Genomic DNA, 24524 nt, shown 5'->3' on the forward strand with positions numbered 1-24524 from the left:
GAACGAAATAGCGCTGCTGAATCGATTTTATGATTTGGTTCAAGTCTTGCTTTCACTGCATAATGTTTAATGACGATTGAAACGTCAGCGCTAACTATACAGGCTAAAGTTAAGTCGCCAGGCTAGACTTTAGTTCCACAACACTAAACCTATAAGTTGGGGAAATACAATGTTCCAGCAAGAAGTTACCATTACCGCTCCGAACGGTCTGCACACCCGCCCTGCTGCTCAGTTTGTTAAAGAAGCGAAAGGCTTCACTTCTGAAATCACTGTGACTTCCAACGGCAAAAGCGCTAGCGCAAAAAGCCTGTTCAAGCTGCAAACTCTGGGCCTGACTCAGGGTACCGTTGTTACCATCTCCGCTGAAGGTGAAGACGAGCAGAAAGCAGTTGAGCATCTGGTTAAGCTGATGGCTGAACTCGAGTAAGTTTACCGGGTTCTTTTCAATATCAGTCACAAGTAAGGTAGGGTTATGATTTCAGGCATTTTAGCATCCCCGGGTATCGCTTTCGGCAAAGCATTGCTGCTGAAAGAAGACGAAATCGTCATTGACCGGAAAAAAATTTCTGCCGACAAGGTTGATCAGGAAGTTGAACGTTTTCTGAGCGGTCGTGCCAAGGCATCTGCGCAACTGGAAGCGATTAAAACTAAAGCTGGCGAAACTTTCGGTGAAGAAAAAGAAGCCATCTTCGAAGGGCACATTATGCTGCTCGAAGATGAGGAGCTGGAGCAGGAAATCATAGCCCTGATTAAAGATAAAGGCATGACGGCCGACGCGGCTGCGCATGAAGTTATCGAAGGTCAGGCATCTGCCCTGGAAGAGCTGGACGATGAATACCTGAAAGAACGTGCGGCTGACGTACGTGACATCGGTAAGCGCCTGCTGCGCAACATCCTGGGTCTGGCCATCATCGATCTGAGCGCGATTCAGGACGAAGTCATCCTGGTTGCCGCTGACCTGACCCCGTCTGAAACCGCACAGCTGAACCTGAACAAGGTGCTGGGTTTCATTACTGATGCAGGTGGACGTACCTCCCACACCTCAATCATGGCGCGTTCTCTGGAGCTGCCAGCCATTGTGGGTACCGGTAGCGTTACCTCCCAGGTTAAAAACGACGACTATCTGATTCTGGATGCCGTAAACAATGTGGTTTACGTCAACCCAACTAACGATGTGATCGAGCAGCTGCGTTCCGTTCAGGAGCAGGTTGCTACCGAGAAAGCGGAACTCGCTAAACTGAAAGATCTGCCAGCTATCACGCTGGACGGCCATCAGGTTGAAGTGTGCGCTAACATCGGTACCGTACGTGACGTTGACGGCGCTGAGCGCAACGGCGCGGAAGGTGTAGGTCTGTATCGTACTGAATTCCTGTTCATGGATCGCGACGCTCTGCCAACGGAAGAAGAGCAGTTTGCAGCGTACAAAGCGGTTGCGGAAGCGTGCGGCTCGCAGGCTGTAATCGTCCGTACCATGGACATCGGTGGCGACAAAGAGCTGCCGTACATGAACTTCCCGAAAGAAGAGAACCCGTTCCTGGGCTGGCGTGCCGTGCGTATCGCCATGGATCGCAAAGAGATCCTGCGTGACCAGGTTCGCGCTATTCTGCGTGCCTCCGCTTTCGGTAAACTGCGCATCATGTTCCCGATGATCATCTCTGTTGAAGAAGTGCGTGCACTGAAGAAAGAGATCGAAATCTACAAACAGGAACTGCGCGACGAAGGTAAAGCATTTGACGAATCCATTGAGATCGGCGTGATGGTGGAAACACCGGCAGCCGCGACCATTGCGCGTCATTTAGCCAAAGAAGTTGATTTCTTTAGTATCGGTACCAATGATTTAACGCAGTACACCCTGGCAGTTGACCGTGGTAATGATATGATTTCACATCTCTACCAGCCAATGTCACCGTCCGTACTGAATTTGATCAAGCAAGTTATTGATGCTTCTCATGCAGAAGGTAAATGGACTGGCATGTGTGGTGAGCTTGCAGGCGACGAACGTGCTACACTTCTGTTGCTGGGTATGGGTCTGGACGAATTCTCTATGAGCGCCATTTCCATCCCGCGCATTAAGAAGATTATCCGTAACACGAACTTCGAAGATGCGAAGGTGTTAGCAGAGCAGGCTCTTGCTCAACCGACAACGGACGAGTTAATGACGCTGGTTAACAAGTTCATTGAAGAAAAAACAATCTGCTAATCCACGAGATGCGGCCCAATTTACTGCTTAGGAGAAGATCATGGGTTTGTTCGATAAACTGAAATCTCTGGTTTCTGATGACAAGAAAGACTCCGGAACTATTGAGATTGTTGCTCCGCTCTCCGGCGAGATCGTCAACATCGAAGACGTGCCGGATGTAGTGTTTGCTGAGAAAATCGTTGGTGATGGCATTGCTATCAAACCAACTGGCAACAAAATGGTTGCTCCAGTTGACGGCACCATCGGTAAAATTTTTGAAACCAACCATGCGTTCTCTATCGAATCCGATAGCGGTATCGAACTGTTCGTTCACTTCGGTATCGACACCGTTGAACTGAAAGGTGAAGGCTTCAAGCGTATCGCAGAAGAAGGCCAGCGCGTTAAAGTTGGCGACCCGGTAATTGAATTCGATCTGCCGCTGCTGGAAGAAAAAGCGAAGTCTACCCTGACTCCGGTTGTTATCTCCAACATGGACGAAATCAAAGAACTGATCAAACTGTCTGGCAGCGTCACCGTGGGTGAAACCCCGGTTATCCGCATCAAGAAGTAATTCTTGCCGCACAGAAAAATGGCGCCTTCGGGCGCCATTTTTGTTTATGCCGGCAGGATAAGCTCGTCATAGCCTTTCGACTGCGTATAGATCATAACGTCAGTCACCCGATCGCCCGCCATGCGAATGGCATCGGCAACGGTTTTCCCTCCCACAATGCCGCTGACCAGCTCCGAACAGAACAGATCGCCCGTTCCTTTCAGATCCGTCTCTACGCGCGGGTGCGCGCTTACGGTAACACCTTCTTCGCTCACCAGCACAACGTGGATATTCTGCGGATCGTCAGACACTGGCGCACTGGTGATCGCTACCCATTTCAGCGAGTCGGACAGCAGCCCCTGCGCGGCGGCAATGGCGCTCTCCGGCGTACGGCACGGTTTGCCGCTCAGCACTTCAAGTTCATACACGTTGGGCGTAATGCCCTGGGCCAGCGGGAGCAGATGCTCACGGTAGGCTTCAGGAATATCCGGCTTCACGTACATCCCGCTATCGATATCCCCAATTACCGGGTCGACCAGCACCAGCAGATCGGGATGTTGCACTTTGATTGCCTTCAGCCACTGCGCCAGCAGCGCGATCTGGCTGGCGCTGCCCATATAGCCGGTGGTGACCGCTTTAAGCTCGCGCAGGATCTCGCGCTCTTCCAGCGCCTTAAGGTAGCCGCTGAACCACTCGTCCGGGATCACCCCGCCGTAGAAGGTGTCGTAGTGAGGCGTATTGCTGAACAGCACCGTTGGCACGGCGGTAACGTTCAGCCGGTGGGTGCGAATATTCGGCACCGCGATGCTGTTTCCCACGCTGCCGTACACCACCTGCGACTGTACGGCGACAATATCGGTTTGCTGCGCCCGGGTGTTATCCCGGAATAAAATCATCTCCATGACGCTTAAATCCCCGCCCCCTGCGAATAACTCTCTTCACCAAAGACGCCGGTAGACAGATAACGGTCGCCGCGATCGCAAATAATCGCTACGACCACCGCCCCCGGCGTGGACTCAGCCACCCGGATCGCACCCGCTACGGCACCGCCAGAGCTGACGCCGCAGAAGATACCTTCACGCACGGCCAGCTCACGCATGGTATTTTCCGCCTCGCGCTGATGAATATCCAGCACCTGGTCCACAAGCTGCGCATTAAAGATGCCCGGCATATACTCCGCCGGCCAGCGGCGGATGCCCGGAATGCTGCTCCCCTCTTCCGGTTGCAGGCCGACAATCGTCACCGGCTTCTCCTGTTCGCGCAGAAAGCGTGACACACCGGTGATCGTGCCCGTGGTCCCCATGCTGGAGACAAAGTGGGTGATGCGCTCGTCGGTTTGCTGCCAGATTTCCGGGCCGGTGGTGGTGTAGTGCGCGTACGGGTTGTCCGGGTTGTTGAACTGGTCGAGAAGCTTGCCTTCCCCGCGCTCCGCCATCGCTAACGCTAAATCTCGCGCCCCTTCCATCCCCTGCTCTTTGCTCACCAGAATCAGCTCGGCTCCATAGGCGCGCATGGCGGCCCGGCGCTCCTGGCTCATGTTATCCGGCATCAGCAGCTTCATGCGGTAGCCTTTCAGGGCGGCAATCATCGCCAGCGCAATTCCGGTATTTCCGCTGGTGGCCTCAATGAGCACGTCGCCTGGCTTAATTTCACCGCGCTTCTCGGCCTGGACAATCATCGACAGTGCCGCCCGGTCTTTCACCGACCCCGCCGGGTTATTACCTTCGAGTTTGACCCAGATTTCGCTGCCGTTATCGGGCCCCATGCGCTGAAGCTTGACCAGAGGGGTGTTGCCGATGGTGTGTTCGAGTGTATTCACGATTTTTACTCAATAAAAAAGCCGGGTGGCGCTTAGCTTACCCGGCCTACAAGACGCAGTGATAACTGTAGGCCCGGTCAGCGCAGCGCCACCGGGCGATAAACATACTAATAACCTATCAGGCTGACTCCGCCAGAGCAATATCCTCGCGCGTCTCAATGCGCTCGTTACCGTGATAAATGCGCGCGTGTTGCAGCCCCACAAAAAGACGCTCCCCCCGGTGCGGCGGCACGTCGTCACGCATAACCACGGTCAGCGGCTCGGTGTACCAGCCCAGGGGCTGTACCACTAATTGGGTGTAGTGCCCTTTAGGGCTAGCTTCCAGCACCTGCACCGGAAGCGGTGAATCCAGGCTGGTACGGCGGCTGACGTCCACTTCCCACGGACGCAGGAACAGATCCACTGGCCCCTGATGCGCGGAGGTATACCCCAGCGGCCAGCGGTGCGCGCCAACGTGGAACTGACCGCCGCGAATGGTACCCTGAAGGCGGTTTACTTCCCCCATAAACTCCAGCACAAAGCGGGTCGCCGGTTCACGCCAGAGCTGCTCTGGCTCGTCAACCTGCTCAATGTTGCCCTGACTCATCACTACCACGCGATCGGCCACTTCCATCGCCTCTTCCTGATCGTGGGTCACGAAAACGCTGGTGAACTGGAGTTCCTCATGCAGCTGACGCAGCCAACGGCGCAGCTCTTTTCGCACCTGCGCATCCAGCGCGCCAAACGGTTCGTCCAGCAGCAGGATTTGCGGTTCAACGGCTAACGCACGCGCCAGCGCCACGCGCTGCTTCTGCCCGCCGGAAAGTTGAGCCGGGAAGCGGTCCGCCAGATGCGCAAGCTGCACCATCTCCAGCAGTTTGGTCACTTTCGCTTTGATGGCGGCGGCATCTGGACGTTCACGACGCGGCAGCACGGTCAGGCCAAACGCGATGTTGTCGAATACCGTCATGTGGCGGAACAGCGCGTAATGCTGAAATACAAAGCCCACTTTACGGTCGCGGGCGTGCAGGCGGCTAACGTCCGTACCGTGGAAGCGAATATGTCCGCTGGTCTGGTGTTCAAGCCCGGCGATAATGCGCAACAGCGTGGTTTTTCCGGAGCCAGACGGCCCCAGCAGCGCCACCATTTGTCCGGAAGGGATATCCAGCGAGATATCATTCAGCACCTGGGTGCGACCAAAAGACTTCTTAATATTGGCAATCTCAATGCTCATGATTTCCCTCCTGATGCTGACGTTTTTCCTGATTCTCTAAACGCCACTGCACCACACTCTTCAAAAACAGGGTCAAAATCGCCATCAGCGTCAGCAACGCTGCGGCAGTAAAGGAACCGACGGTGTTGTAGTCCTGTTCCAGTAATTCAATCTGTAACGGCAGCGACAGGGTTTCGCCGCGAATCGAGCCGGATACCACCGACACCGCGCCAAACTCACCGATCGCACGGGCGTTGGTCAGCACCACGCCGTAAAGCAGTGCCCAGCGGATATTCGGCAGCGTGACGCGGCGGAACATCTGCCAGCCGGAAGCGCCGAGCAGCACCGCGGCTTCATCTTCATGGCTGCCCTGGCTGAGCATCACCGGCACCAGCTCGCGCACCACGAACGGACAGGTGACAAAGACGGTCACCAGCACCATCCCCGGCCAGGCGAACATGATTTGCAGGTCGTGCTCATCCAGCCAGCCGCCCAGCGGGCCATTGGAGCCGTAGAAGAGCAGATAAACCAGACCCGCCACCACCGGAGACACCGCAAACGGGATATCCAGCAGGGTCAGCAGCAGCTGACGCCCCGGGAAGTTAAAGCGCGTTACCAGCCAGGCCAGCAATACGCCAAACACCAGATTCACCGGGACGGTGATCAGAGCAATCATCACCGTCAGCCAGATGGCGTGGAGCATGTCCGGATCGGCCAGGTTTTGCAGCGCGGGCATAATCCCTTTGCTGAAGGCCTGCACGAAGATGTACACCATCGGCACGACGAGAATGAATGCGGAGACCAGCACGCCGGTACCAATCAGAAACCATTTGCCCCAGTTGATGCGGGGCGCGTCATAGCGCTTCAATTGCGTAACTTCCGCCATCAGTGACCTACCACACGTCGACCAAAGCGACTTTGCAGAGTGTTAATCGAAAACAGTAGCAGCAGCGACGCGGCAAGGATCACCGAGGCAATCGCGCTCGCGGCCGGATAATCAAACTCCTGCAAACGGACAAAAATCATCAGCGAGGTCACTTCGGTTTTCCACGCGATGTTCCCGGCAATAAAAATGACCGCGCCAAATTCACCGAGGCTGCGGGTAAAGGAAAGCGCCACCCCCGCCAGCAAGGCCGGAGAAAGTTCCGGCAGCACAACCTTACGGAAACTCTGCCAGCGCGTGGCGCCCAGGGTCTCCGCAGCCTCTTCGTATTCGGGGCCTAACTCTTCCAGCACCGGCTGCACGGTACGTACCACAAACGGGATGCTGGTGAAGGCCATCGCCACCGCGATACCGATCCAGGTATAGGTCACTTTAATATCAAACTTCGCCAGCCATTCGCCGTAAAAGCCGTTCACGGAGAACAGCGACGCCAGCGTCAGACCGGCCACCGCCGTCGGCAGGGCAAACGGCAGATCCATCAGGGCGTCGAGCAGCGTGCGGCCCGGGAAGCGATAGCGGGTTAAGATCCATGCCATCAGCAGGCCAAACACGCCGTTAAAAATCGAGGCCACGAACGCAGACAGCAGCGTGACCTTGTAGGCCGCCACCACCTGCGGGTTGGTGACCACTTCCCAGTACTGGGACCAGCTCATCTCAGCGAGCTGCATCACCAGAGCGCTGAGCGGTAACAATAAAATCAGACAGACGAACAGCAGGCTGGTCCCGAGGCTTAAGGTAAAACCCGGCAGCACACGTCTTGTTGATCCTGCAAACATTACTTACGCCCCGCCGCCAGCAATTTGTCTAACTCACCGCCGCTGGCAAAATGCGTTTTCATCACCTCAGGCCAGGCGCCGAAATGATCTTCCACGCGGAACAGCTCGGTCTGCGGGAATTTGTCTTTCAGCTTGTTCATCACGTCCGGATTATTAACGCGGTAGTAATAGTCAGTAATCACCGTCTGCGCCTGCGGGCTGTACAGATAGTTGAGATAGGCTTTTGCCGCTTTCTCTGTGCCGTTGGCTTTGACGTTTTTATCCACCCACGCCACCGGGAACTCGGCCAGAACGTTGGTTTTCGGGATAACCACTTCGAAGCCCTGCGCTTCGTACTGTTTACGAATATTGTTCACTTCGGATTCAAAGCTGATCAGCACATCGCCCAGCCCGCGCTCGGCGAAAGTGGTGGTTGCGCCCCGGCCGCCGGTGTCAAACACTTCGACATTTTTCAGGAACTGGGTCATAAACTGTTCGGTTTTCGCTTTATCGTTACCGTCAGCTTTGTCCGCCGCGCCCCACGCCGCCAGATAGGTATAACGCGCGTTGCCGGAGGTTTTCGGATTCGGGAAAATCAGCTTGACGTCAGAACGCACCAGGTCGTTCCAGTCGTGAATGTTTTTCGGGTTGCCCTTGCGCACCAGGAAGCCCATGGTGGAGTAGAACGGCGAACTGTTGTTCGGCAGGCGGCTTTGCCAGTCCGCCGGGATCAGCTTGCCTTTGTCGTGCAGGATCTGCACGTCCGTGACCTGGTTGTAGGTCACCACATCCGCTTTCAGCCCCTGCAAAATGGCCAGCGCCTGCTTGGATGAGCCAGCGTGCGACTGTTTGATGGTCAGCTTGTCGCCGTTGTTCTCTTTCGCCCACTGCTGTTCAAATGCGGGATTAAGGGCGGCAAACAGCTCGCGCGAAACATCATAAGAACTGTTCAGCAACTCGGTTGCCTGCGCCTGCGCCACCAGCAGTAAACCTGCCAGTGCCAGCGATCCTTTTTTCAGTACAGTAACGGCCATTGCGCACCCTTATAAATGTGATGACTATCTTATAGTCATAATATTTATAACGGAGTCTAAAGGAGTAACGGTTTTATATACCGTTTGGTGATTTAGAAGCAGAAAAGGGAATAAGGGGTGCGGGAGAAATTGCCGGGTGGCGCTAACGCTTACCCGGCCTACGAATGGAGAGCGATTTACAGCGCCAGCAGGCGCTCAACGGACGGCGCAAAGTAGTAGCCGCCGGTCACGGGACGGGTGAAGCGCAGCATGGCGTCACGCTTGCCGTCGGTATCGCCAAACATGCTCAGCAGCTGCTGTTCGATGTTGTAGAGGCGCGCACAGTAAGCGCAGAAGTACAGGCCGTGCGTACCGCTCGCGGTGCCGTACGGCAGGCTCTGGCGAACAATCTTCAGCCCCTTACCGTCTTCTTTAAGGTCAACGCGGGTCAGGTGGGACGTGACCGGACGCGCATCGCCGTCAATCTCTTCATTGGCGTCTTTGGTGCGGCCAATCATCATCTCCTGGTCATGCACGCTCATGCGGTTGAGCTGCCTGAGGTTATGCTCCCAGCGCTGGACGAACACGTAGCTGCCGCCCGCGTCCACGCCATCCTTGATTACAGCCACCTCGCGACGCGTCTCTTCCCCGGCCGGGTTTTCGGTGCCGTCGACGAAGCCGCTCAAATCGCGCTCTTCCACCCAGCGGAAACCGTGGATCTCTTCCTGCACGTCGATGCTGTCACCAAAGGCCTCAATCGCTGCCTGAGCGACGGAGAAATTCACGTCATGGCGCAGGGAGAGGATATGGATCAGGACGTCATACTGGGTGGCGGGCGCAAGACCTTTGCCATAAGGAATAAAGTCTTTCAGCTCTTCTGCGCCTTCGCCGCCGCTCAGCTGACGCCAGACGGTGTTGCCAAAGGCAACCACCGCGCCCAGATGGGCTTCGGGGAATTTGGCCTGAAAGGTGGCCAGTTTATCAACGAAAATTTTGCTGGCCGCGCGCAGGGCATCCACGTCCCCTTTGACGTTGGCTTCAATCCAAATCGCCGCGCGGCAATGTTCTGGCAAAATGCCACTCTGAACCTGAGACATCGCTCCTCCTGAAAAAAAGATGCCACGACAGCGTGGCATTGATGGCGGCTATTATACCTGGATTACAGCGAGGCGGCTTGCTCAGGCGCAAATTACTGCTTCCAGATAATTTTGCTCACTTTCCACTTTTTCAGGGTGTCGTCAGAGGGCATTAACCCTTCCGGACCGTTCCAGGTGCCGCTGAATACATAGCTAATGTGCTGGCTGCCGTCGGCCTTACACTCGACCGCCACGCTATCATCCGACGGCACGCTGGCGCAGTGGCCAAACGCTTTCTGGTAGAGCTCGCCAAACGGCGTACCTACCTTCACGCCACCTGAGGTCGGGATCTCTTCATCCATCACCGCAATGCGGTTGACCGTACCTTTATCGCCGTTGATGATCATCGCCACCTTGTCGTCTTTCAACGCTTCGAAATAGCGCACGATGTTGCCGTTCTCGGTTTTCATGCCGCTGCGCAGGCGATAATCACTGCCGATGGCCTCCTGAATGGCATCCTGATCCAGCGCCGTCGAGGCGGTGATTTTGCCCACGCCCTGCTCGGTCACTTCCGTTAAGGAGCCAAACCAGTTCCACGGATAGGCCGCAGACCAGTTGATGGATGAGAGCGTGGAACAGCCGGTTAACGCCAGCGGGAGAGCGCATAAAAGTAAACGCAGCGATTTCATTGAGACGTCCTTACGTAGTAAATCAACGCTTGTTGGAGTGCAGTATCGGCAAAAAGTGCCGTTTTAATCTGACTCTTGCGTAAAACAGGCGCGTAAACGGGGATTCGTGACCAGCCACAGCAGCGCGACAATATCCGCCACCACCAGCGCAATCCCGATACCGGAAAGCGGCTCGCCGTACAGCCAGAGCACGGGCTGCCAGACCAGGAGCACAACCTGCGCCAGAATCAACAGCCAGCGAAGTGCGCGCCAGAAGCGCGGGAGGAACTGCCGCCGACCGCTGCACAGGAACGCCAGCACCGCCGGTACACCGGGCAGTAACCCCAGCCAGAACGCATCGTGATCGGGATAAAAGAGATTCAGTAGCGTATCGCCCTGCCCGCGTGACGCGCCAGCCATCACGAACAGCACCCAGGTGCGGGCCTGCAACAGCAGAACGCACCAGAATAAAAAAGGCAGACGCAGACGACCGTGAGCATCATAGTCGCCAGGGTGGAACTCAGTACTCTTCATCTTCGATCAGGCGCTTACCCAGCGTCAGTACATCCGCGTGCTCGTAGCCTAGACGTTCATACATGCCCAGCACCACGTCGTTATCTTCCCGCACCATAATCTGGATTTTCGGGCAGCCACGGGCGATCAGTTTCTTTTCCAGACGGTTAAGCAGCGCGTTGGCGATGCCGCGCGCGCGATATTCCGGGTGCACGCCCAGATAGTAGGCCGACCCGCGGTGGCCGTCGTACCCGCCCATTACCGTCCCGACCACCTCGCCGTTGACCTCAGCGACCAGAAACAGACTGACGTCGTGATTCACCTTCCGTTCGATGTCCATTTCCGGATCGTTCCACGGACGCAGCAGATCGCAGCGCTCCCAAAGGGTGATCACCTCTTCGAAATCTTCCTGGCGAAAAACGCGTATCTCCATGGTATTAACCGCCTTTTCGGGTTTAAAAACAGTGATTATGGCGTGAACAGGGCATTTAGCCAATAACCGGGGAAAAACTCGCCAAAATTTGGCATAATGTCACTTTGTCACGTATTGAAATGAAAAGTAAAACAATTCTCAATAAGGAATGTCGTCACGCAAAACGCGATACGATATAACACGAGGACCCCAATTTTTACAATTCAGGCCGCATGAGCACATTCAAACCATTAAAAGCACTCACATCGCGTCGTCAGGTTCTCAAAGCGGGGCTGGCGGCCTTAACGTTAACAGGCATCGCAAAGCAGGTTCAGGCAAAAGAAGAGAGCTCGCTTAAAACCAGTAACGGACACAGCAAGCCGAAAACCAAAAAAGCCGGCGCAAAGCGTCTGGTCATGCTCGATCCGGGCCACGGCGGGATCGACACCGGCGCCATTGGCGGAAACGGGTCGAAAGAAAAACACGTCGTGCTGGCAATTGCAAAAAATGTGCGCGCAATTTTACGCAGCAACGGCATTGACGCCCGCCTGACGCGCACGGGCGACACGTTTATCCCGCTGTACGATCGCGTGGAAATTGCCCATAAGCACGGCGCCGACCTGTTTATGTCCATTCACGCGGATGGCTTCACAAACCCTTCCGCCGCAGGCGCATCGGTGTTCGCCCTCTCCAACCGTGGCGCCAGTAGCGCCATGGCGAAATACCTCTCCGATCGCGAAAACCGGGCGGATGAAGTGGCCGGGAAAAAAGCCACCGACAAAGACCATCTGTTGCAGCAGGTTCTGTTTGATCTCGTGCAGACCGATACCATCAAAAACAGCCTGACGCTCGGCTCGCATATCCTTAAACGGATTAAGCCCGTGCACCGTCTGCACAGTAAAAGCACCGAGCAGGCCGCGTTTGTGGTGCTGAAGTCCCCGTCCATTCCGTCCGTGCTGGTTGAAACCTCGTTCATTACCAACCCGGAAGAGGAGCGTTTACTCGGCACCACGGCGTTTCGTCAGAAGATCGCGAACGCTATCGCCTCCGGGGTCATCAGTTATTTCAACTGGTTCGATAATCAAAAAGCGCACTCCAGGAAACGTTGATGAAACCGAATGCACAACTGGTCAAAACTTTCCTGATGCAGTTACAGGACGCGATTTGCCAGAAACTGGCCGCCGCAGACGGCGGTGAATTTCAGGAAGATGCCTGGCAGCGCGAAGCGGGCGGCGGTGGACGCAGCCGCGTGCTGCGTAACGGTGGCATTTTTGAACAGGCCGGGGTCAACTTCTCCCACGTCCACGGTGATGCAATGCCGGCGTCCGCCACGGCGCATCGGCCTGAACTGGCGGGCCGCAGCTTCGAGGCGATGGGCGTCTCGCTGGTGGTGCATCCGCATAACCCGTTTGTGCCAACCAGCCACGCCAACGTGCGCTTTTTCATCGCGGAAAAACCGGGGGCCGATCCGGTCTGGTGGTTTGGCGGCGGTTTCGACTTAACGCCTTACTATGGCTTCGAAGAGGACGCCGTGCACTGGCACACCACCGCGCGCGACCTCTGCCTGCCGTTTGGCGAAGACGTTTACCCGAAATACAAAAAGTGGTGCGATGATTATTTCTATCTGAAGCATCGCGACGAGCAACGCGGCATCGGCGGGCTGTTCTTTGACGATCTCAACACGCCGGATTTTGATACCGCGTTCAGCTTTATGCGCGCAGTGGGTAAAGGCTTTACCGATGCCTATCTGCCGATTGTCGAACGCCGCAAAAACACCGACTACGGCGTTCGCGAGCGTGAGTTCCAGCTGTACCGCCGCGGGCGTTACGTGGAGTTTAACCTGGTATGGGATCGCGGGACGCTGTTTGGCCTGCAAACCGGTGGGCGCACGGAGTCCATTCTGATGTCGATGCCGCCGCTGGTGCGCTGGGAATACAGCTTTGAACCCAAAGAAGGCAGCCCGGAGGCTGCCTTGCGTGAGTTTATTCGGGTTCGGAACTGGGTGTAACCCCCTCACCCCTGCCCTCTCCCAAAGGGAGAGGGAGTATAAATTCCCTCTCCCTTTGGGAGAGGGTTAGGGTGAGGGTAAAAATTACAGCGGCTGCGTCTGTGCCTCAACCACCGCCAGCGCTACCATGTTGACGATACGACGCACGGAGGCAATCGGCGTTAATACATGTACCGGTTTTGACACCCCCATCAGCACTGGCCCTACGGTCACCCCTTCAGAACTCGACACGCGCAGCAGGTTATAGCTGATACGCGCCGCTTCTACGTTCGGCATAATCAGCACATTCGCGGAGCCTTTCAGCGGGCTGTCCGGCATACGTTCATTACGAATGCTCTCCACCAGCGCGGCGTCGCCGTGCATCTCGCCGTCGATCATCAGTTCCGGCGCACGCTCGCGCACCAGGTCCAGCGTCTGGCGCATTTTGCACGCCGCCGCGGATTTGGATGACCCGAAGTTAGAGTGCGACAGCAGCGCCACTTTCGGCTCGATACCAAAGCGGCGCACGGTTTCCGCCGCCATCACGGTGATTTCCGCCAGTTCGTCCGGGGTTGGATCGTCGTTAACGTAGGTATCGGCGATAAAGGTGTTACCGCTTGGCAGCAGCAGCGCGTTCATTGCGCCGGCAGTATGGACCCCCTCGCGATAGCCGAAGATCTCCTGCACCACGCTGAAATGCTCATGATACTCGCCGATGGTGCCGCAGATCAGCGCATCCGCCTCACCGCGATGAACCATGATCGCGCCGATCACCGTGGTGTTGCTGATCACCGCCCGCTGCGCCTGCTCCTGGGTGATCCCCCGACGCTTCATGATCGAATAGTATTCGTTCCAGTACTCTTTGAAGCGCGGATCGGATTCGTTATTGACGATCTCAAAGTCGACGCCCGGCTTAATTTGCAGGCCCAGCTTCTGGATACGCATCTCGATCACGCTCGGACGACCAATCAGGATCGGTTTCGCCAGCCCTAAGGTGATCAGCTCCTGCGTGGCGTGCAGCACGCGCGCCTCTTCCCCTTCCGCCAGCACCACGCGCTTCGCGTCAGCGCGCGCCTGGGAGAAGATCGGCTTCATAAACAGGTTGGTTTTGTAGACGAACTCGGTGAGTTTATCGACGTAGGCATCGAAATCTTCAATCGGCCGCGTCGCCACGCCAGAGTCCATCGCCGCTTTGGCCACCGCTGGCGCGATCTTCACGATCAGACGCGGGTCAAATGGTTTAGGGATAATGTAGTCCGGGCCGAAGCTCAGATCCTGATCGCCGTAGGCGGAGGCCACCACTTCGCTCTGCTCGGCGTGCGCCAGCTCTGCGATAGCATGAACGGCGGCGAGCTTCATCTCTTCGTTGATTGCCGTAGCGCCGACGTCCAGCGCACCGCGGAAGATGAACGGGAAGCAGAGCACGTTGTTCACCTGGTTCGGGTAGTCCGAACGTCCGGTACAGATGATCGCGTCTTCACGCACTGCCTTCGCCAGCGGCGGCAGAATTTCCGGCTCCGGGTTCGCCAGGGCCAGGATCATTGGCGCGCGCGCCATCTTCTGCACCATCTCCTGGGTCAGTACTTTCGGGCCTGAACAGCCGAGGAAAATGTCGGCACCTTCAATGACGTCTTCTAGCGTGCGCTTGCCGTCGTCTTCCACCGCATAGGCCGCCTTGGTTTCCGCCATGTTTGGCTCGCGGTCTTTGTAAATCACGCCTTTGGAGTCGCAGACCACGATGTTGTGTTTCTGCATGCCCAGCGCCACCAGCAGGTTCATACAGGCGATGGCCGCGGCGCCAGCGCCGGAGACCACCATGCGCACGTCGGAGAGGTTTTTCTCCACCACACGCAGACCGTTCAGAATGGCGGCGGTACTGATAATCGCCGTGCCGTGCTGGTCGTCATGGAACACGGGAATGTTCATACGCTCGCGCAGCTTCTGCTCGATATAGAAACATTCCGGCGCTTTGATGTCTTCCAGGTTGATGCCGCCGAAGGTCGGCTCCAGCGCCGCCACCACGTTGATGAATTTATCCGGGTCCAGTTCGTCCACTTCGATATCGAAGACGTCGATACCGGCAAATTTCTTAAACAGAACGCCCTTCCCTTCCATCACCGGCTTACCGGCCAGCGCGCCAATGTTCCCTAACCCCAGTACCGCCGTACCGTTAGAGATAACGGCCACCAGGTTGCCACGGGCGGTGTATTTGTACGCCGCCAGCGGATCTTTTTCGATTTCAAGGCACGGGGCAGCTACGCCTGGCGAGTAGGCCAGCGCCAGATCGCGCTGGGTCGCCAGCGGTTTGGTCGGGGATACCTGGATTTTACCCGGAACAGGAAACTCGTGAAAATCGAGAGCGCTTTGTTTTAACTGATCATCCATCTTGTTATTCCTTTCACGTTTCGGTCAAAAAGGGTGATGTTGACGTTCCTATGCACACCCTGGTGTGCCGCATAGTATCGCCGCAGGCAGGCTCCTAAACTTTGAAGGCTGCCAAACTCTCACCATTGCAGAATAAAAATTGTTATCAATTTATAACAGCCATGTTACCCGTCTCAGACAGCAATGCCTCCCCCGTCTGCTATGCTTTTTTGTTAAGTCCATCATGATTTTCTCAGAAGTGTGACCTGACGCACTCGACTAACTCTTTTATTTCCAAGGAGTAATTATGAACCAGCTAGACGGCATCAAACAATTTACCACCGTGGTTGCAGACAGCGGCGACATCGAATCGATTCGTCACTACCAGCCGGAAGACGCGACCACCAACCCCTCGCTGCTGCTCAAGGCGGCCGGTCTTGCGCACTTTAGTCATCTGATTGATGACGCCCTTGCCTACGGCAAACAGCGCGGTAAAACGCAGGAGCAGCAGGTCGCCGAAGCCAGTGACAAGCTGGCGGTCAATATCGGTGCGGAAATTCTTAAAAGCATACCGGGACGCGTCTCCACCGAAGTGGATGCCCGCCTCTCATTCGACCAGGAAAAGAGCATTAGCAAGGCTCGCCGCCTGGTGGAACTCTACCAGGAGCAGGGGATCGATAAATCACGCATCCTGATCAAGCTTGCCTCCACCTGGGAAGGAATCCGCGCGGCGGAAGTGCTGGAGAAAGAGGGGATCAACTGTAACCTGACGCTGCTGTTCTCCTTCGCCCAGGCGCGTGCCTGCGCCGAAGCGGGCGTGTTCCTGATTTCACCGTTTGTCGGACGTATCTACGACTGGTATCAGGCGAAACAGCCGATGGATCCGTATGTGGTGGACGAAGATCCCGGCGTGAAATCGGTGCGTAATATCTACGATTATTACAAGCAGCACCGCTACGAGACCATCGTGATGGGGGCCAGCTTCCGCCGCACCGAGCAGATCCTCGCGCTCGCGGGCTGCGACCGGCTGACCATCTCCCCTGACCTGCTGAAAAAGCTTCAGGAGAGTGAAGAGACGGTGATCCGCAAGCTGGTGCCAACCTCCACCGTTCTGCCAAAACCAAAACCCATGACCGAAGCGGAATTCCGCTGGGAGCACAATCAGGACCCAATGGCCGTGGAAAAACTGGCGGACGGCATCCGTCAGTTCGCCGTCGACCAGCGCAAACTCGAAGATCTTCTCGCCGCCAAACTTTAACCTTGCCACGGAGTGAACTATGTCCCGTAAAGAGCTCGCCAACGCCATTCGCGCCCTCAGCATGGATGCCGTACAAAAAGCCAATTCAGGCCACCCTGGCGCCCCCATGGGTATGGCTGATATCGCCGAAGTGCTGTGGAACGACTTCCTGAAGCACAACCCTACCGATCCGACCTGGTACGACCGCGACCGTTTTATTCTTTCCAACGGGCACGCCTCGATGCTGCTCTACAGCCTGCTGCACCTTTCCGGCTACGATCTGCCGCTTGAGGAATTAAAAAACTTCCGCCAGCTGCACTCCAAAACGCCGGGCCACCCGGAGATCGGCTATACGCCGGGCGTTGAAACCACTACCGGCCCGCTGGGCCAGGGGCTGGCGAATGCGGTTGGCCTGGCGATTGCCGAACGTACGCTGGCCGCGCAGTTCAACCAGCCCGACCACGAGATTGTCGATCACTATACCTATGTCTTTATGGGCGACGGCTGTCTGATGGAGGGGATCTCTCACGAGGTCTGTTCTCTGGCGGGCACCCTGGGGCTGGGCAAGCTGATTGGCTTCTACGATCACAACGGTATCTCCATTGACGGGGAAACCGAGGGCTGGTTTACCGACGATACGGCGAAACGCTTTGAAGCCTATCACTGGCACGTGGTGCACGAGATCGACGGTCACGATCCAGAGGCGGTGAAAAAAGCGATTCAGGAAGCGCAGAGCGTGAAGGACAAACCGTCCCTGATCATCTGCCGCACCACCATCGGCTTCGGCTCGCCGAACAAAGCGGGCAAAGAGGAGGCGCACGGCGCGGCGCTGGGTGAAGAGGAAGTGGCGCTGACCCGCCAGAAACTGGGCTGGAAACACCCGGCCTTTGAGATCCCAAAAGAGATCTACAAGGCCTGGGATGCTCGCGAAACAGGTGAAAAAGCGCAGCAGGCCTGGAACGAGAAGTTTGCCGCCTACAAAAAAGCGTATCCGGAGCTGGCGGCTGAGTTTACCCGCCGCATGAGCGGCGGCCTGCCGGAAGACTGGGAAGAGAAAACTCATGCGCTGATTGAGAATCTGCAATCCAACCCGGCGAAAATTGCTACCCGTAAGGCATCACAAAACACCCTGAACGCGATTGGCCCAATCCTGCCCGAACTGCTGGGCGGCTCGGCGGATCTGGCGCCAAGTAACCTTACCATCTGGTCCGGTTCTAAATCCCTGAAGGAGGACATTGCCGGGAACTACATCCACTACGGCGTGCGCGAGTTTGGGATGACCGCCATTGCCAACGGCATGGCCCACCATGGCGGCTTCGTGCCGTACACCGCCACCTTCCTGATGTTTGTCGAATATGCCCGTAACGCGGCGCGTATGGCGGCCCTGATGAAGGCGCGGCAAATCATGGTGTACACCCACGACTCTATCGGGCTGGGTGAAGATGGGCCGACGCACCAGGCGGTAGAGCAGCTGGCGAGCCTGCGCTTAACGCCAAACTTCAGCACCTGGCGTCCTTGCGATCAGGTGGAAGCGGCAGTGGGCTGGAAGCTGGCCGTAGAGCGTCATAACGGACCCACGGCGCTGATCCTGTCGCGCCAGAACCTGGCGCAGATCGAGCGCACGCCGGAGCAGGTGAAAAATATCGCCCGCGGCGGGTACATCCTGAAAGACAGCGGCGGCAAGCCAGACGTGATCCTGATCGCCACCGGTTCCGAGGTGGAAATCACTGTAAAAGCGGCGGAGAAACTGACCGCCGAGGGTCACGCGGTGCGCGTGGTTTCCCTGCCTTCAACGGATATCTTTGATGCCCAGGATGAGGCGTACCGCGAATCGGTGCTGCCTTCAAACGTCGCGGCGCGCGTGGCGGTTGAAGCTGGCATTGCCGACTACTGGTACAAATACGTGGGTCTGAAAGGGGCAATTGTCGGGATGCATGGTTACGGTGAATCCGCCCCGGCCGACAAGCTGTTCCCGTATTTCGGCTTTACCGTTGAGAACGTGGTGGAGAAGGCGCTAAGCGTGCTGTAGTGCGATCTGCGTTGCCCGGTGGCGGCTACGCCTTACCGGGCCTACGGTTCTAAAAAGTAGGCCGGGTAAGCGACAGCGCCACCCGGCAAAACCCTACCTTGTGATCCACAGCGTGGGCCAGGCATCTGGCCCATTCCAGTTATCACAGCTTGGCTCTTCCGCGTAGCGTACCAGGCGGAAGCGCTGGCCGTTAAAACGCCAGCGGGTCTGGATCCCACAGTCGCCAATCCCGCGTCCCAGCGCCAGCGTGGTCAGCTCGTGCGTTTTTTCGTCGAAGCTGGCATTCATCAGCTCCATGTCGCTACTCTGGCTGGAAGGGGTAAACGGCAGGCGCAATCTCACGCTCCTGGCCGAAAATGGTTTTTTACGCGACACCAGCCACGCCAGGTCGACGGTGTTGTACGCCCCCGCCTCACAGCTGATGATCATCAGCGCTTTGTCATCGGTCAGCGCGGTCACGCGCACTTCACGCCGGTTCGGATCGAGAGAGCACTGGCTGTGGTTCATGCGCCAGGTACCGTAATCCAGCAGATCGTTGAGTTCGTTATGCGTCAGCGGCGTTGGCGTGGGGTTCACCACCGCCACCTTTTTTAATGCCGGCGCAGGCGGCACGCTCAGCGGTGGACTATCCCCTTTTTTAATCCACGCCGTTTCACTTCCGACGCGTTTTTGCTGGGCATCGATAAACAGCAGCGCCGCTTTCAGACCGGCCAGAGAAATTGTCTGCTTCCCCCCGCGCAGGGTCAGCGCCTGCCCTTCCTGAATGGTTTTCAGAAACGTGGTAATGGTGGCCGTATCGTCTGTTTTAAGATGCCAGGGGGCTAACTGCCAGTGTTGCGACGTGAGTTTAAGCGGCACATTGTCGAGCAGCAGGCGCGGGGCGATGTCAGGCTCTTTCACCGGAGGCGCCGAAAGCCCGCCGAGATCGATGCGCAGGCTGGCGTCCGTTTTTGCCCCCGCACTGCGGCTCAGCGTCATGACCAGACCGCGATGCTCGCCGGTATTGCGCGCTACGCAGAAGTTCTGGTTATTGCAGGTCACCTGCCAGTCTGAAAAAGACTGTTGCGCAGGCGCAGCCCACACCAAAGGCGCGGGAAGCACGCAAATGAAGAAGAGAAGATAAACGCAGTAGCGCATGAACGGCACAGCCCCGGAAACGAATAGGTCAATCTGGGGCGTATGTTCGTGCCCTGGGCGGGCTGGCTCAATCGGATTTATCGGATAGATTTATCTGAAATACAACTTATCGCGCTTCCGCCGCCGCATTCATCAGCCCGCTGGTTTGCAGATACTGCAACAGGATCACCGCTTTACCGTCGCGGATCTCACCGCGTTTCACCATGTCGACAGCCTGAGCGAAAGGCATTTCCAGCACTTCAATGTCTTCATCGTCCACGCCGCCGCCCCGGTGCGTGCGCTGAGCATCGGTATATTCCGCAATGAAGAAGTGAACCAGCTCGGTAACCCCGCCAGGGGACATAAACAGCTCAAAGACTTTCTGCACCGCACCCACTTCAAAACCCGTCTCCTCAATGGCTTCTTTGCGGATACACACTTCCGGCTCATCGTCATCAAGCAGACCTGCACAGGTTTCAATCAGACGTCCGTCCGCGTTGCCATTGACCCATGTCGCGATGCGAAACTGGCGGATCAGCACCACGCTTTGCTTTTCACGGTTATACAGCAGGATGGTTGCACCATTGCCCCGGTCGTAGACTTCGCGTTTATGGCGAATGACGTCCCCGTTCTTACGGGTGAGATCGTAAGTGATGTTACGCAGGACAAAGTAATTTTCAGAAAGGATTTTGTCTTTAATAACGGTAATGTTCAGGGACATACGGGCTCCACGGCAAAATGAGTCTGTTTATACTACGCCGTGAAGCCCGCTTTGTCGCCCGTCTGCATTAATGCATGTTGCGCGGCGGCACGCCAAGCCAGTCCATGATCCCCTGCGCGGCATGACGCCCTTCCGCCATCGCGGTGACCACCAGATCCGCACCGCGTACCGCATCACCGCCAGCAAAAATCTGCGGATTCGAGGTCTGGTAGCGATAACGGCTCTCCACGGAGGCCCTGATGCGCCCCCAGTCGTCGGTGTCGACGCCCTGCGCCTGAAGCCACGGCATGGCGTGCGGATTAAAACCAAACGCCATGATCACCGCATCCGCTGGCATGACAAACTCACTGCCCGCCACCGGGACAGGACGCCGCCGCCCCTGCGCATCCGGCTCGCCCAGCCTGGTGCGCAGCATCCGGATACCGTTAACCTTCCCGTCGGTATCCAGCGTGAGCTCAACCGGCTGGACATTAAATTCAAACGCTGCGCCCTCTTCTTTCGCGTTTTTAACCTCTTTCTTTGAGCCCGGCATGTTGGCCTCGTCCCGCCGATAGGCGCAGGTGACTTTCGCCGCGCCATGCCGCAGCGCGGTGCGCACGCAGTCCATCGCCGTATCGCCCCCGCCGAGCACCACCACGTTTAAACCCTGTGTGTCGATAAACGGTTCGTCTGCGGCAGGATCAAGGCCCATCACGTTCCGCGTGTTTGCCACTAAAAACGGCAGCGCGTCGTACACGCCCGGCGCGTCTTCGTGAGGGATACCCGCTTTCATGGAACGATAGGTCCCTACGCCGATGAACAGGGCATCGTAGTCGTTTTGCAGTTGGGCCATCGACACGTCTTTTCCCACCTCGCAGTTCAGCTCGAAGCGGATGCCCATCGCGCTGAATATCTCTCTGCGCCGCGCTAACAGGGATTTATCCAGCTTGAAGGCCGGAATACCAAAGGTCAGCAATCCGCCGATTTCCGGATGGCGGTCGTAGACCGTCACGCCGACGCCGCTGCGCACCAGCACGTCGGCGCAGGCCAGCCCTGCCGGACCGGCGCCGATGATGGCGACGCGCTTACCGACCGGCTTAACGTGGCTGACGTCCGGCGTCCAGCCCATCGCCAGCGCCCGATCCGAGATATACCGTTCGATATTACCGATGGTTACTGCTCCTGACGCATCCCGCAGGGTGCAGGCGCCTTCACATAATCGATCCTGTGGGCAGACGCGGCCGGTAATTTCCGGTAAACAGTTAGTCTGGTGAGAAAGCTCAGCCGCACCGACGATATCCCCCGCCCCGATCCGCTCAATCCACTGGGGAATGTGGTTATGCAGCGGGCAGGTCCACTCGCAAATGCTGTGCTCGCCACATTTCAGGCACCGGGAAGCCTCGCGCTGCGCCTGTTCCGGGCGAAACGGCAGGTAGATCTCGTTAAAATGGTATGCGCGTGCTTCGGGGCTGAGCTTATCCGGCTCACCGCGCGCCGGGGTGTTTTGCATCTGTTGCCGTTTGGTTTGCGGAGGGACTGACTGAACCGCCTCGCTGTGCCACGGCAGCGCGTCCAGCCTTGCGCTGCGCTGTCGGCGCTGTTTAACCAGCTTATCCAGTACGGCTGGGGTGGCGAGCGTAAGCACCGCCGCCGGGCAGTTTTCCACGCAGGCCGGGCCTTGCGGCCTTTCCAGGCAGAGGTCGCATTTGTGCGCCGAGGCCTTTACGCTGTCGTTTTGCAGCGGGGCGATCAGCATGTCCATCGTGCCAAACGGACAGGCCACCACGCAGGCTTTACAGCCAATGCATTTTTGTTGATTGACCTGTACGCTGTCGCTGTGTTGCGTGATGGCTCCGTTCGGGCAGCTTTGCGCGCAGGGCGCGTTTTCACAGTGGTGGCAGGTCACGGGGCTTTTTCGCAAGCCTGAGGTAAGGACCGTAATGCGGGGATGAAAATGGCGCTCGCTCAGCGCGTGCTGCTCCCCGTTGTGCGCCATCACACAGGCAACTTCGCAGGCGCGACAACCGATACACTGCTGAGCATTGGCCATAATAAAACGATTCATAACAACACCTGTTTTTGGTTCAATAACCTTATTCTTTCTATTGTTATCGTATTTACCCACAGCGGCATGGCGACGCAATGTTCAAATGCCCAGGAAGCCGAACTATTTCCAGTGAACCTGTGGCAGATCAATTTAATTCAGGAAGCTGATGAGTGACCGTTAAACGCCCCGTATCGGGAAGCCTGGCTCGGGCTTTCTTTTCGATGATTGTCTTGTCCGTTCTGATCAGCGCCATTGCGCTGGTCACACTCGCCAGCAGCCAGCGCGACGCCGAGGCGATTAACATCGCCGGCTCGCTGCGTATGCAGAGCTACCGCCTGGGCTACGAAATGCAGCGCGCCGGCCCATCGCTGGCAGAGCACCGCGCGGTCTGGCAAAAAACGCTGAGCGCGCCTGCGTTGCAGAAGCTAAACCGCTGGTATGTGCCAGAGGACGTCAAACAGCGTTACCAGCAGTTGCACCTTGGCTGGCAGGAGATGGACACGCGCATCGCCAGCGGCGATACCGGATGGTATCAGAACCACATAGAGGATTTCGTGGGCCGGATAGATGCCTTTGTGCTGGCGCTACAGCACTACACCGAACATAAAATTCAGCTGGTGATTTTCATGTCGCTGACGGGCGGCCTGGGCATCCTGCTGCTGGCGGTGGTGACCCTGCGGCGCATCCGCCGTCAGGTTGTGCTGCCGCTGAATAATCTGGTGGCGGCGAGCGAGCGTATCGAACAGGGGCAATTCGACACTCCCGCGCCGGATACTACGCTTCCCAACGAGCTGGGCCAGCTTTCCCGCGCCTTCAACCATATGTCGGCGGAATTACACACCCTGTACCGTTCACTTGAGCGCTCCGTTGCTGAAAAAACCCGCCACCTGAATGAAGCGCATCAGCAGCTCGAAATGCTGTTTAAATGCTCACAGGCGTTGAATACCGGGCAGATAGACAGCCACTGCTTCCGGCATATTTTGCAGATTGTGCATGACTATACGCAGATGAATTACCTGCAATTGCGCACCAGCGACGACTGGCAGCTTTACGAAGGACAGGAGTCCCCGGGCGAGAAAATGCACAATTTACCGGTGTTAATGCAGGACACCCTGTACGGCGAACTGCGCTGGCAAAGCGCGACCGGGGATGTTCCGCTGCCGCTCATGGAAAGCGTGGCGACGATGCTGGGCCGGGGGCTCTATTTCAATCAGGCGCAGAAACATTATCAGCAGCTGCTGCTGATGGAGGAGCGCGCCACCATCGCGCGCGAACTGCATGATTCGCTGGCGCAGGTGCTCTCCTATTTGCGTATTCAGCTTACGCTGCTGAAGCATGCCGTGCCGGGCGACAATGCTCCGGCGCAGACCATCATTACGGACTTCTCCCGCGAGCTGAATAATGCCTGGCATCAGCTACGCGAGCTGCTCACCACCTTCCGCCTGACGCTCAATCACGCCAATCTTCCTGCCGCGCTACAGGAGTCTCTCGACGGGTTGCAAAGCCAGACCCGCGCGAAGCTGGTGCTCGACTGCCGTCTCTCATCGCTGGCGCTGGACGCACAAAAACAGGTGCACCTCTTACAGATTGTGCGTGAGGCAGTGCTGAATGCGATTAAACATGCCGACGCGAGCGAGATTGTGGTCAGCTGCGTCACCACCGCGGACGGCACTCACACGGTCACGATCCGCGACAACGGCATTGGTATCGGCGACGCCAGTGAACCGCCGGGGCATTACGGGCTGAATATCATGCGCGAACGCGCGGGACGGCTCGGCGGGACATTACACTTTTCTCAGCCGCCACAGGGCGGGACACAGGTCAGCGTAACGTTCCGGACGCCTGCGGCCCAGGCTGAAAAATAGCGAGAAAGAAGGCGCGCTGAAAAAAGCGCATGATAATTTACATTATCTCCTTTATTTCT

General features: G+C 57.0%; 22 protein-coding genes. 8 read left to right on the top strand and 14 right to left on the bottom strand.

All coding sequences use genetic code 11. The features are described from left to right. The first annotated feature begins 169 nt into the window (after positions 1-169). The 3 genes from ptsH to crr are packed head-to-tail and all read left to right on the top strand — an operon-like array spanning position 170 to position 2750. Positions 170-427, top strand: a complete 258-nt coding sequence (gene ptsH / locus ACOTYH_RS15710) for a phosphocarrier protein Hpr (RefSeq protein ID WP_000487600.1) — start codon at positions 170-172, stop codon at positions 425-427. Between the two features lie 45 nt (positions 428-472). Further along, entirely contained in the window at positions 473-2200 is a 1728-nt protein-coding gene (gene ptsI / locus ACOTYH_RS15715) for a phosphoenolpyruvate-protein phosphotransferase PtsI (RefSeq protein ID WP_006811455.1), read from the top strand. Positions 2201-2240: 40 nt separating this feature from the next. Continuing rightward, complete coding sequence (gene crr / locus ACOTYH_RS15720; RefSeq protein WP_003861316.1) at positions 2241-2750, top strand: PTS glucose transporter subunit IIA; 510 nt, start codon at positions 2241-2243, stop codon at positions 2748-2750. Positions 2751-2794: 44 nt separating this feature from the next. Here the strand turns inward: crr and pdxK are convergent, their stop codons facing one another. The 10 genes from pdxK to ACOTYH_RS15770 form a co-directional block, all read right to left on the bottom strand. Beyond that, the gene (gene pdxK, locus ACOTYH_RS15725) at positions 2795-3631 is read right to left on the bottom strand and encodes a pyridoxine/pyridoxal/pyridoxamine kinase (protein WP_015572224.1); all 837 of its coding nucleotides are present in this window, start codon (positions 3629-3631) and stop codon (positions 2795-2797) included. A gap of 5 nt (positions 3632-3636) precedes the next feature. Then, a complete protein-coding gene (gene cysM, locus ACOTYH_RS15730) occupies positions 3637-4548 on the bottom strand; it encodes a cysteine synthase CysM (protein ID WP_023295110.1) in 912 nt (303 codons plus the stop codon). Between the two features lie 118 nt (positions 4549-4666). Then, on the bottom strand, positions 4667-5761 hold the full coding sequence (gene cysA, locus ACOTYH_RS15735) for a sulfate/thiosulfate ABC transporter ATP-binding protein CysA (protein ID WP_017383477.1): 1095 nt from the start codon (positions 5759-5761) through the stop codon (positions 4667-4669). Then, positions 5751-6626, bottom strand: coding sequence for a sulfate/thiosulfate ABC transporter permease CysW (gene cysW / locus ACOTYH_RS15740; protein WP_003861305.1), 876 nt, complete (start codon positions 6624-6626; stop codon positions 5751-5753). Before cysW ends, cysA begins: the two co-directional genes overlap by 11 nt. Then, the gene (gene cysT, locus ACOTYH_RS15745) at positions 6626-7459 is read right to left on the bottom strand and encodes a sulfate/thiosulfate ABC transporter permease CysT (RefSeq protein WP_017383478.1); all 834 of its coding nucleotides are present in this window, start codon (positions 7457-7459) and stop codon (positions 6626-6628) included. Before cysT ends, cysW begins: the two co-directional genes overlap by 1 nt. After that, a complete protein-coding gene (locus ACOTYH_RS15750; protein WP_032649009.1) occupies positions 7459-8472 on the bottom strand; it encodes a sulfate ABC transporter substrate-binding protein in 1014 nt (337 codons plus the stop codon). The genes cysT and ACOTYH_RS15750 overlap by 1 nt, the downstream gene beginning before the upstream one ends. Positions 8473-8648: 176 nt before the next feature. Next, on the bottom strand, positions 8649-9548 hold the full coding sequence (locus ACOTYH_RS15755; RefSeq protein ID WP_017383480.1) for a Dyp-type peroxidase: 900 nt from the start codon (positions 9546-9548) through the stop codon (positions 8649-8651). A 92-nt stretch (positions 9549-9640) separates the two neighbouring features. Further along, positions 9641-10216, bottom strand: coding sequence for an RpoE-regulated lipoprotein (locus tag ACOTYH_RS15760; protein WP_058689123.1), 576 nt, complete (start codon positions 10214-10216; stop codon positions 9641-9643). Positions 10217-10279: 63 nt separating this feature from the next. Then, positions 10280-10729, bottom strand: coding sequence for a DUF2919 domain-containing protein (locus ACOTYH_RS15765; RefSeq protein ID WP_058689124.1), 450 nt, complete (start codon positions 10727-10729; stop codon positions 10280-10282). Continuing rightward, entirely contained in the window at positions 10716-11141 is a 426-nt protein-coding gene (locus ACOTYH_RS15770; RefSeq protein WP_003861292.1) for a GNAT family acetyltransferase, read from the bottom strand. Before ACOTYH_RS15770 ends, ACOTYH_RS15765 begins: the two co-directional genes overlap by 14 nt. 212 nt (positions 11142-11353) lie before the next feature. Here ACOTYH_RS15770 and amiA point away from each other — a divergent pair, with 212 nt between their 5' ends. Together amiA and hemF are read left to right on the top strand one after the other, a co-directional pair. Next, positions 11354-12229 (top strand): N-acetylmuramoyl-L-alanine amidase AmiA, encoded by an 876-nt coding sequence (gene amiA / locus ACOTYH_RS15775; protein WP_058689125.1) that lies wholly within the window; start codon positions 11354-11356, stop codon positions 12227-12229. Continuing rightward, complete coding sequence (gene hemF / locus ACOTYH_RS15780; RefSeq protein WP_033487426.1) at positions 12229-13128, top strand: oxygen-dependent coproporphyrinogen oxidase; 900 nt, start codon at positions 12229-12231, stop codon at positions 13126-13128. The genes amiA and hemF overlap by 1 nt, the downstream gene beginning before the upstream one ends. An 84-nt stretch (positions 13129-13212) precedes the next feature. On the opposite strand, the gene maeB is transcribed toward hemF, so the two are convergent. Further along, positions 13213-15492, bottom strand: a complete 2280-nt coding sequence (gene maeB / locus ACOTYH_RS15785) for an NADP-dependent oxaloacetate-decarboxylating malate dehydrogenase (RefSeq protein ID WP_058689126.1) — start codon at positions 15490-15492, stop codon at positions 13213-13215. Between the two features lie 286 nt (positions 15493-15778). Between maeB and tal the strand changes: the two genes are divergently transcribed. Continuing rightward, the gene (tal, locus tag ACOTYH_RS15790; RefSeq protein ID WP_015572217.1) at positions 15779-16729 is read left to right on the top strand and encodes a transaldolase; all 951 of its coding nucleotides are present in this window, start codon (positions 15779-15781) and stop codon (positions 16727-16729) included. A gap of 19 nt (positions 16730-16748) precedes the next feature. Beyond that, complete coding sequence (gene tkt, locus ACOTYH_RS15795) at positions 16749-18737, top strand: transketolase (protein WP_421637813.1); 1989 nt, start codon at positions 16749-16751, stop codon at positions 18735-18737. Between the two features lie 93 nt (positions 18738-18830). Here the strand turns inward: tkt and ACOTYH_RS15800 are convergent, their stop codons facing one another. The 3 genes from ACOTYH_RS15800 to aegA all read right to left on the bottom strand — a co-directional run bounded on the left by ACOTYH_RS15800 (position 18831) and on the right by aegA (position 22618). Then, the gene (locus ACOTYH_RS15800; protein ID WP_058689127.1) at positions 18831-19874 is read right to left on the bottom strand and encodes a DUF1176 domain-containing protein; all 1044 of its coding nucleotides are present in this window, start codon (positions 19872-19874) and stop codon (positions 18831-18833) included. A gap of 106 nt (positions 19875-19980) precedes the next feature. Then, complete coding sequence (gene nudK, locus ACOTYH_RS15805) at positions 19981-20574, bottom strand: GDP-mannose pyrophosphatase NudK (RefSeq protein ID WP_017692952.1); 594 nt, start codon at positions 20572-20574, stop codon at positions 19981-19983. Positions 20575-20641: 67 nt separating this feature from the next. Next, positions 20642-22618 (bottom strand): formate-dependent uric acid utilization protein AegA, encoded by a 1977-nt coding sequence (gene aegA, locus ACOTYH_RS15810; RefSeq protein ID WP_072204071.1) that lies wholly within the window; start codon positions 22616-22618, stop codon positions 20642-20644. A 152-nt stretch (positions 22619-22770) separates the two neighbouring features. Between aegA and narQ the strand changes: the two genes are divergently transcribed. Next, the gene (gene narQ / locus ACOTYH_RS15815; RefSeq protein ID WP_045337831.1) at positions 22771-24465 is read left to right on the top strand and encodes a nitrate/nitrite two-component system sensor histidine kinase NarQ; all 1695 of its coding nucleotides are present in this window, start codon (positions 22771-22773) and stop codon (positions 24463-24465) included. Positions 24466-24524: the final 59 nt, after the last annotated feature.

It is taken from the genome of Enterobacter cloacae complex sp. SHL001 (assembly GCF_049236825.1).
GTDB lineage: Bacteria > Pseudomonadota > Gammaproteobacteria > Enterobacterales > Enterobacteriaceae > Enterobacter > Enterobacter hormaechei_C.

Coding starts and splice junctions, on each gene's coding strand:
- ptsH (WP_000487600.1), top strand. CDS start 170: ATGTTCCAGCAAGAAGTTACCATTACCGCTCCGAACGGTCTGCACACC.
- ptsI (WP_006811455.1), top strand. CDS start 473: ATGATTTCAGGCATTTTAGCATCCCCGGGTATCGCTTTCGGCAAAGCA.
- crr (WP_003861316.1), top strand. CDS start 2,241: ATGGGTTTGTTCGATAAACTGAAATCTCTGGTTTCTGATGACAAGAAA.
- pdxK (WP_015572224.1), bottom strand. CDS start 3,631: ATGGAGATGATTTTATTCCGGGATAACACCCGGGCGCAGCAAACCGAT.
- cysA (WP_017383477.1), bottom strand. CDS start 5,761: ATGAGCATTGAGATTGCCAATATTAAGAAGTCTTTTGGTCGCACCCAG.
- cysW (WP_003861305.1), bottom strand. CDS start 6,626: ATGGCGGAAGTTACGCAATTGAAGCGCTATGACGCGCCCCGCATCAAC.
- cysT (WP_017383478.1), bottom strand. CDS start 7,459: ATGTTTGCAGGATCAACAAGACGTGTGCTGCCGGGTTTTACCTTAAGC.
- ACOTYH_RS15750 (WP_032649009.1), bottom strand. CDS start 8,472: ATGGCCGTTACTGTACTGAAAAAAGGATCGCTGGCACTGGCAGGTTTA.
- ACOTYH_RS15755 (WP_017383480.1), bottom strand. CDS start 9,548: ATGTCTCAGGTTCAGAGTGGCATTTTGCCAGAACATTGCCGCGCGGCG.
- ACOTYH_RS15760 (WP_058689123.1), bottom strand. CDS start 10,216: ATGAAATCGCTGCGTTTACTTTTATGCGCTCTCCCGCTGGCGTTAACC.
- ACOTYH_RS15765 (WP_058689124.1), bottom strand. CDS start 10,729: ATGAAGAGTACTGAGTTCCACCCTGGCGACTATGATGCTCACGGTCGT.
- ACOTYH_RS15770 (WP_003861292.1), bottom strand. CDS start 11,141: ATGGAGATACGCGTTTTTCGCCAGGAAGATTTCGAAGAGGTGATCACC.
- amiA (WP_058689125.1), top strand. CDS start 11,354: ATGAGCACATTCAAACCATTAAAAGCACTCACATCGCGTCGTCAGGTT.
- hemF (WP_033487426.1), top strand. CDS start 12,229: ATGAAACCGAATGCACAACTGGTCAAAACTTTCCTGATGCAGTTACAG.
- maeB (WP_058689126.1), bottom strand. CDS start 15,492: ATGGATGATCAGTTAAAACAAAGCGCTCTCGATTTTCACGAGTTTCCT.
- tal (WP_015572217.1), top strand. CDS start 15,779: ATGAACCAGCTAGACGGCATCAAACAATTTACCACCGTGGTTGCAGAC.
- tkt (WP_421637813.1), top strand. CDS start 16,749: ATGTCCCGTAAAGAGCTCGCCAACGCCATTCGCGCCCTCAGCATGGAT.
- ACOTYH_RS15800 (WP_058689127.1), bottom strand. CDS start 19,874: ATGCGCTACTGCGTTTATCTTCTCTTCTTCATTTGCGTGCTTCCCGCG.
- nudK (WP_017692952.1), bottom strand. CDS start 20,574: ATGTCCCTGAACATTACCGTTATTAAAGACAAAATCCTTTCTGAAAAT.
- aegA (WP_072204071.1), bottom strand. CDS start 22,618: ATGAATCGTTTTATTATGGCCAATGCTCAGCAGTGTATCGGTTGTCGC.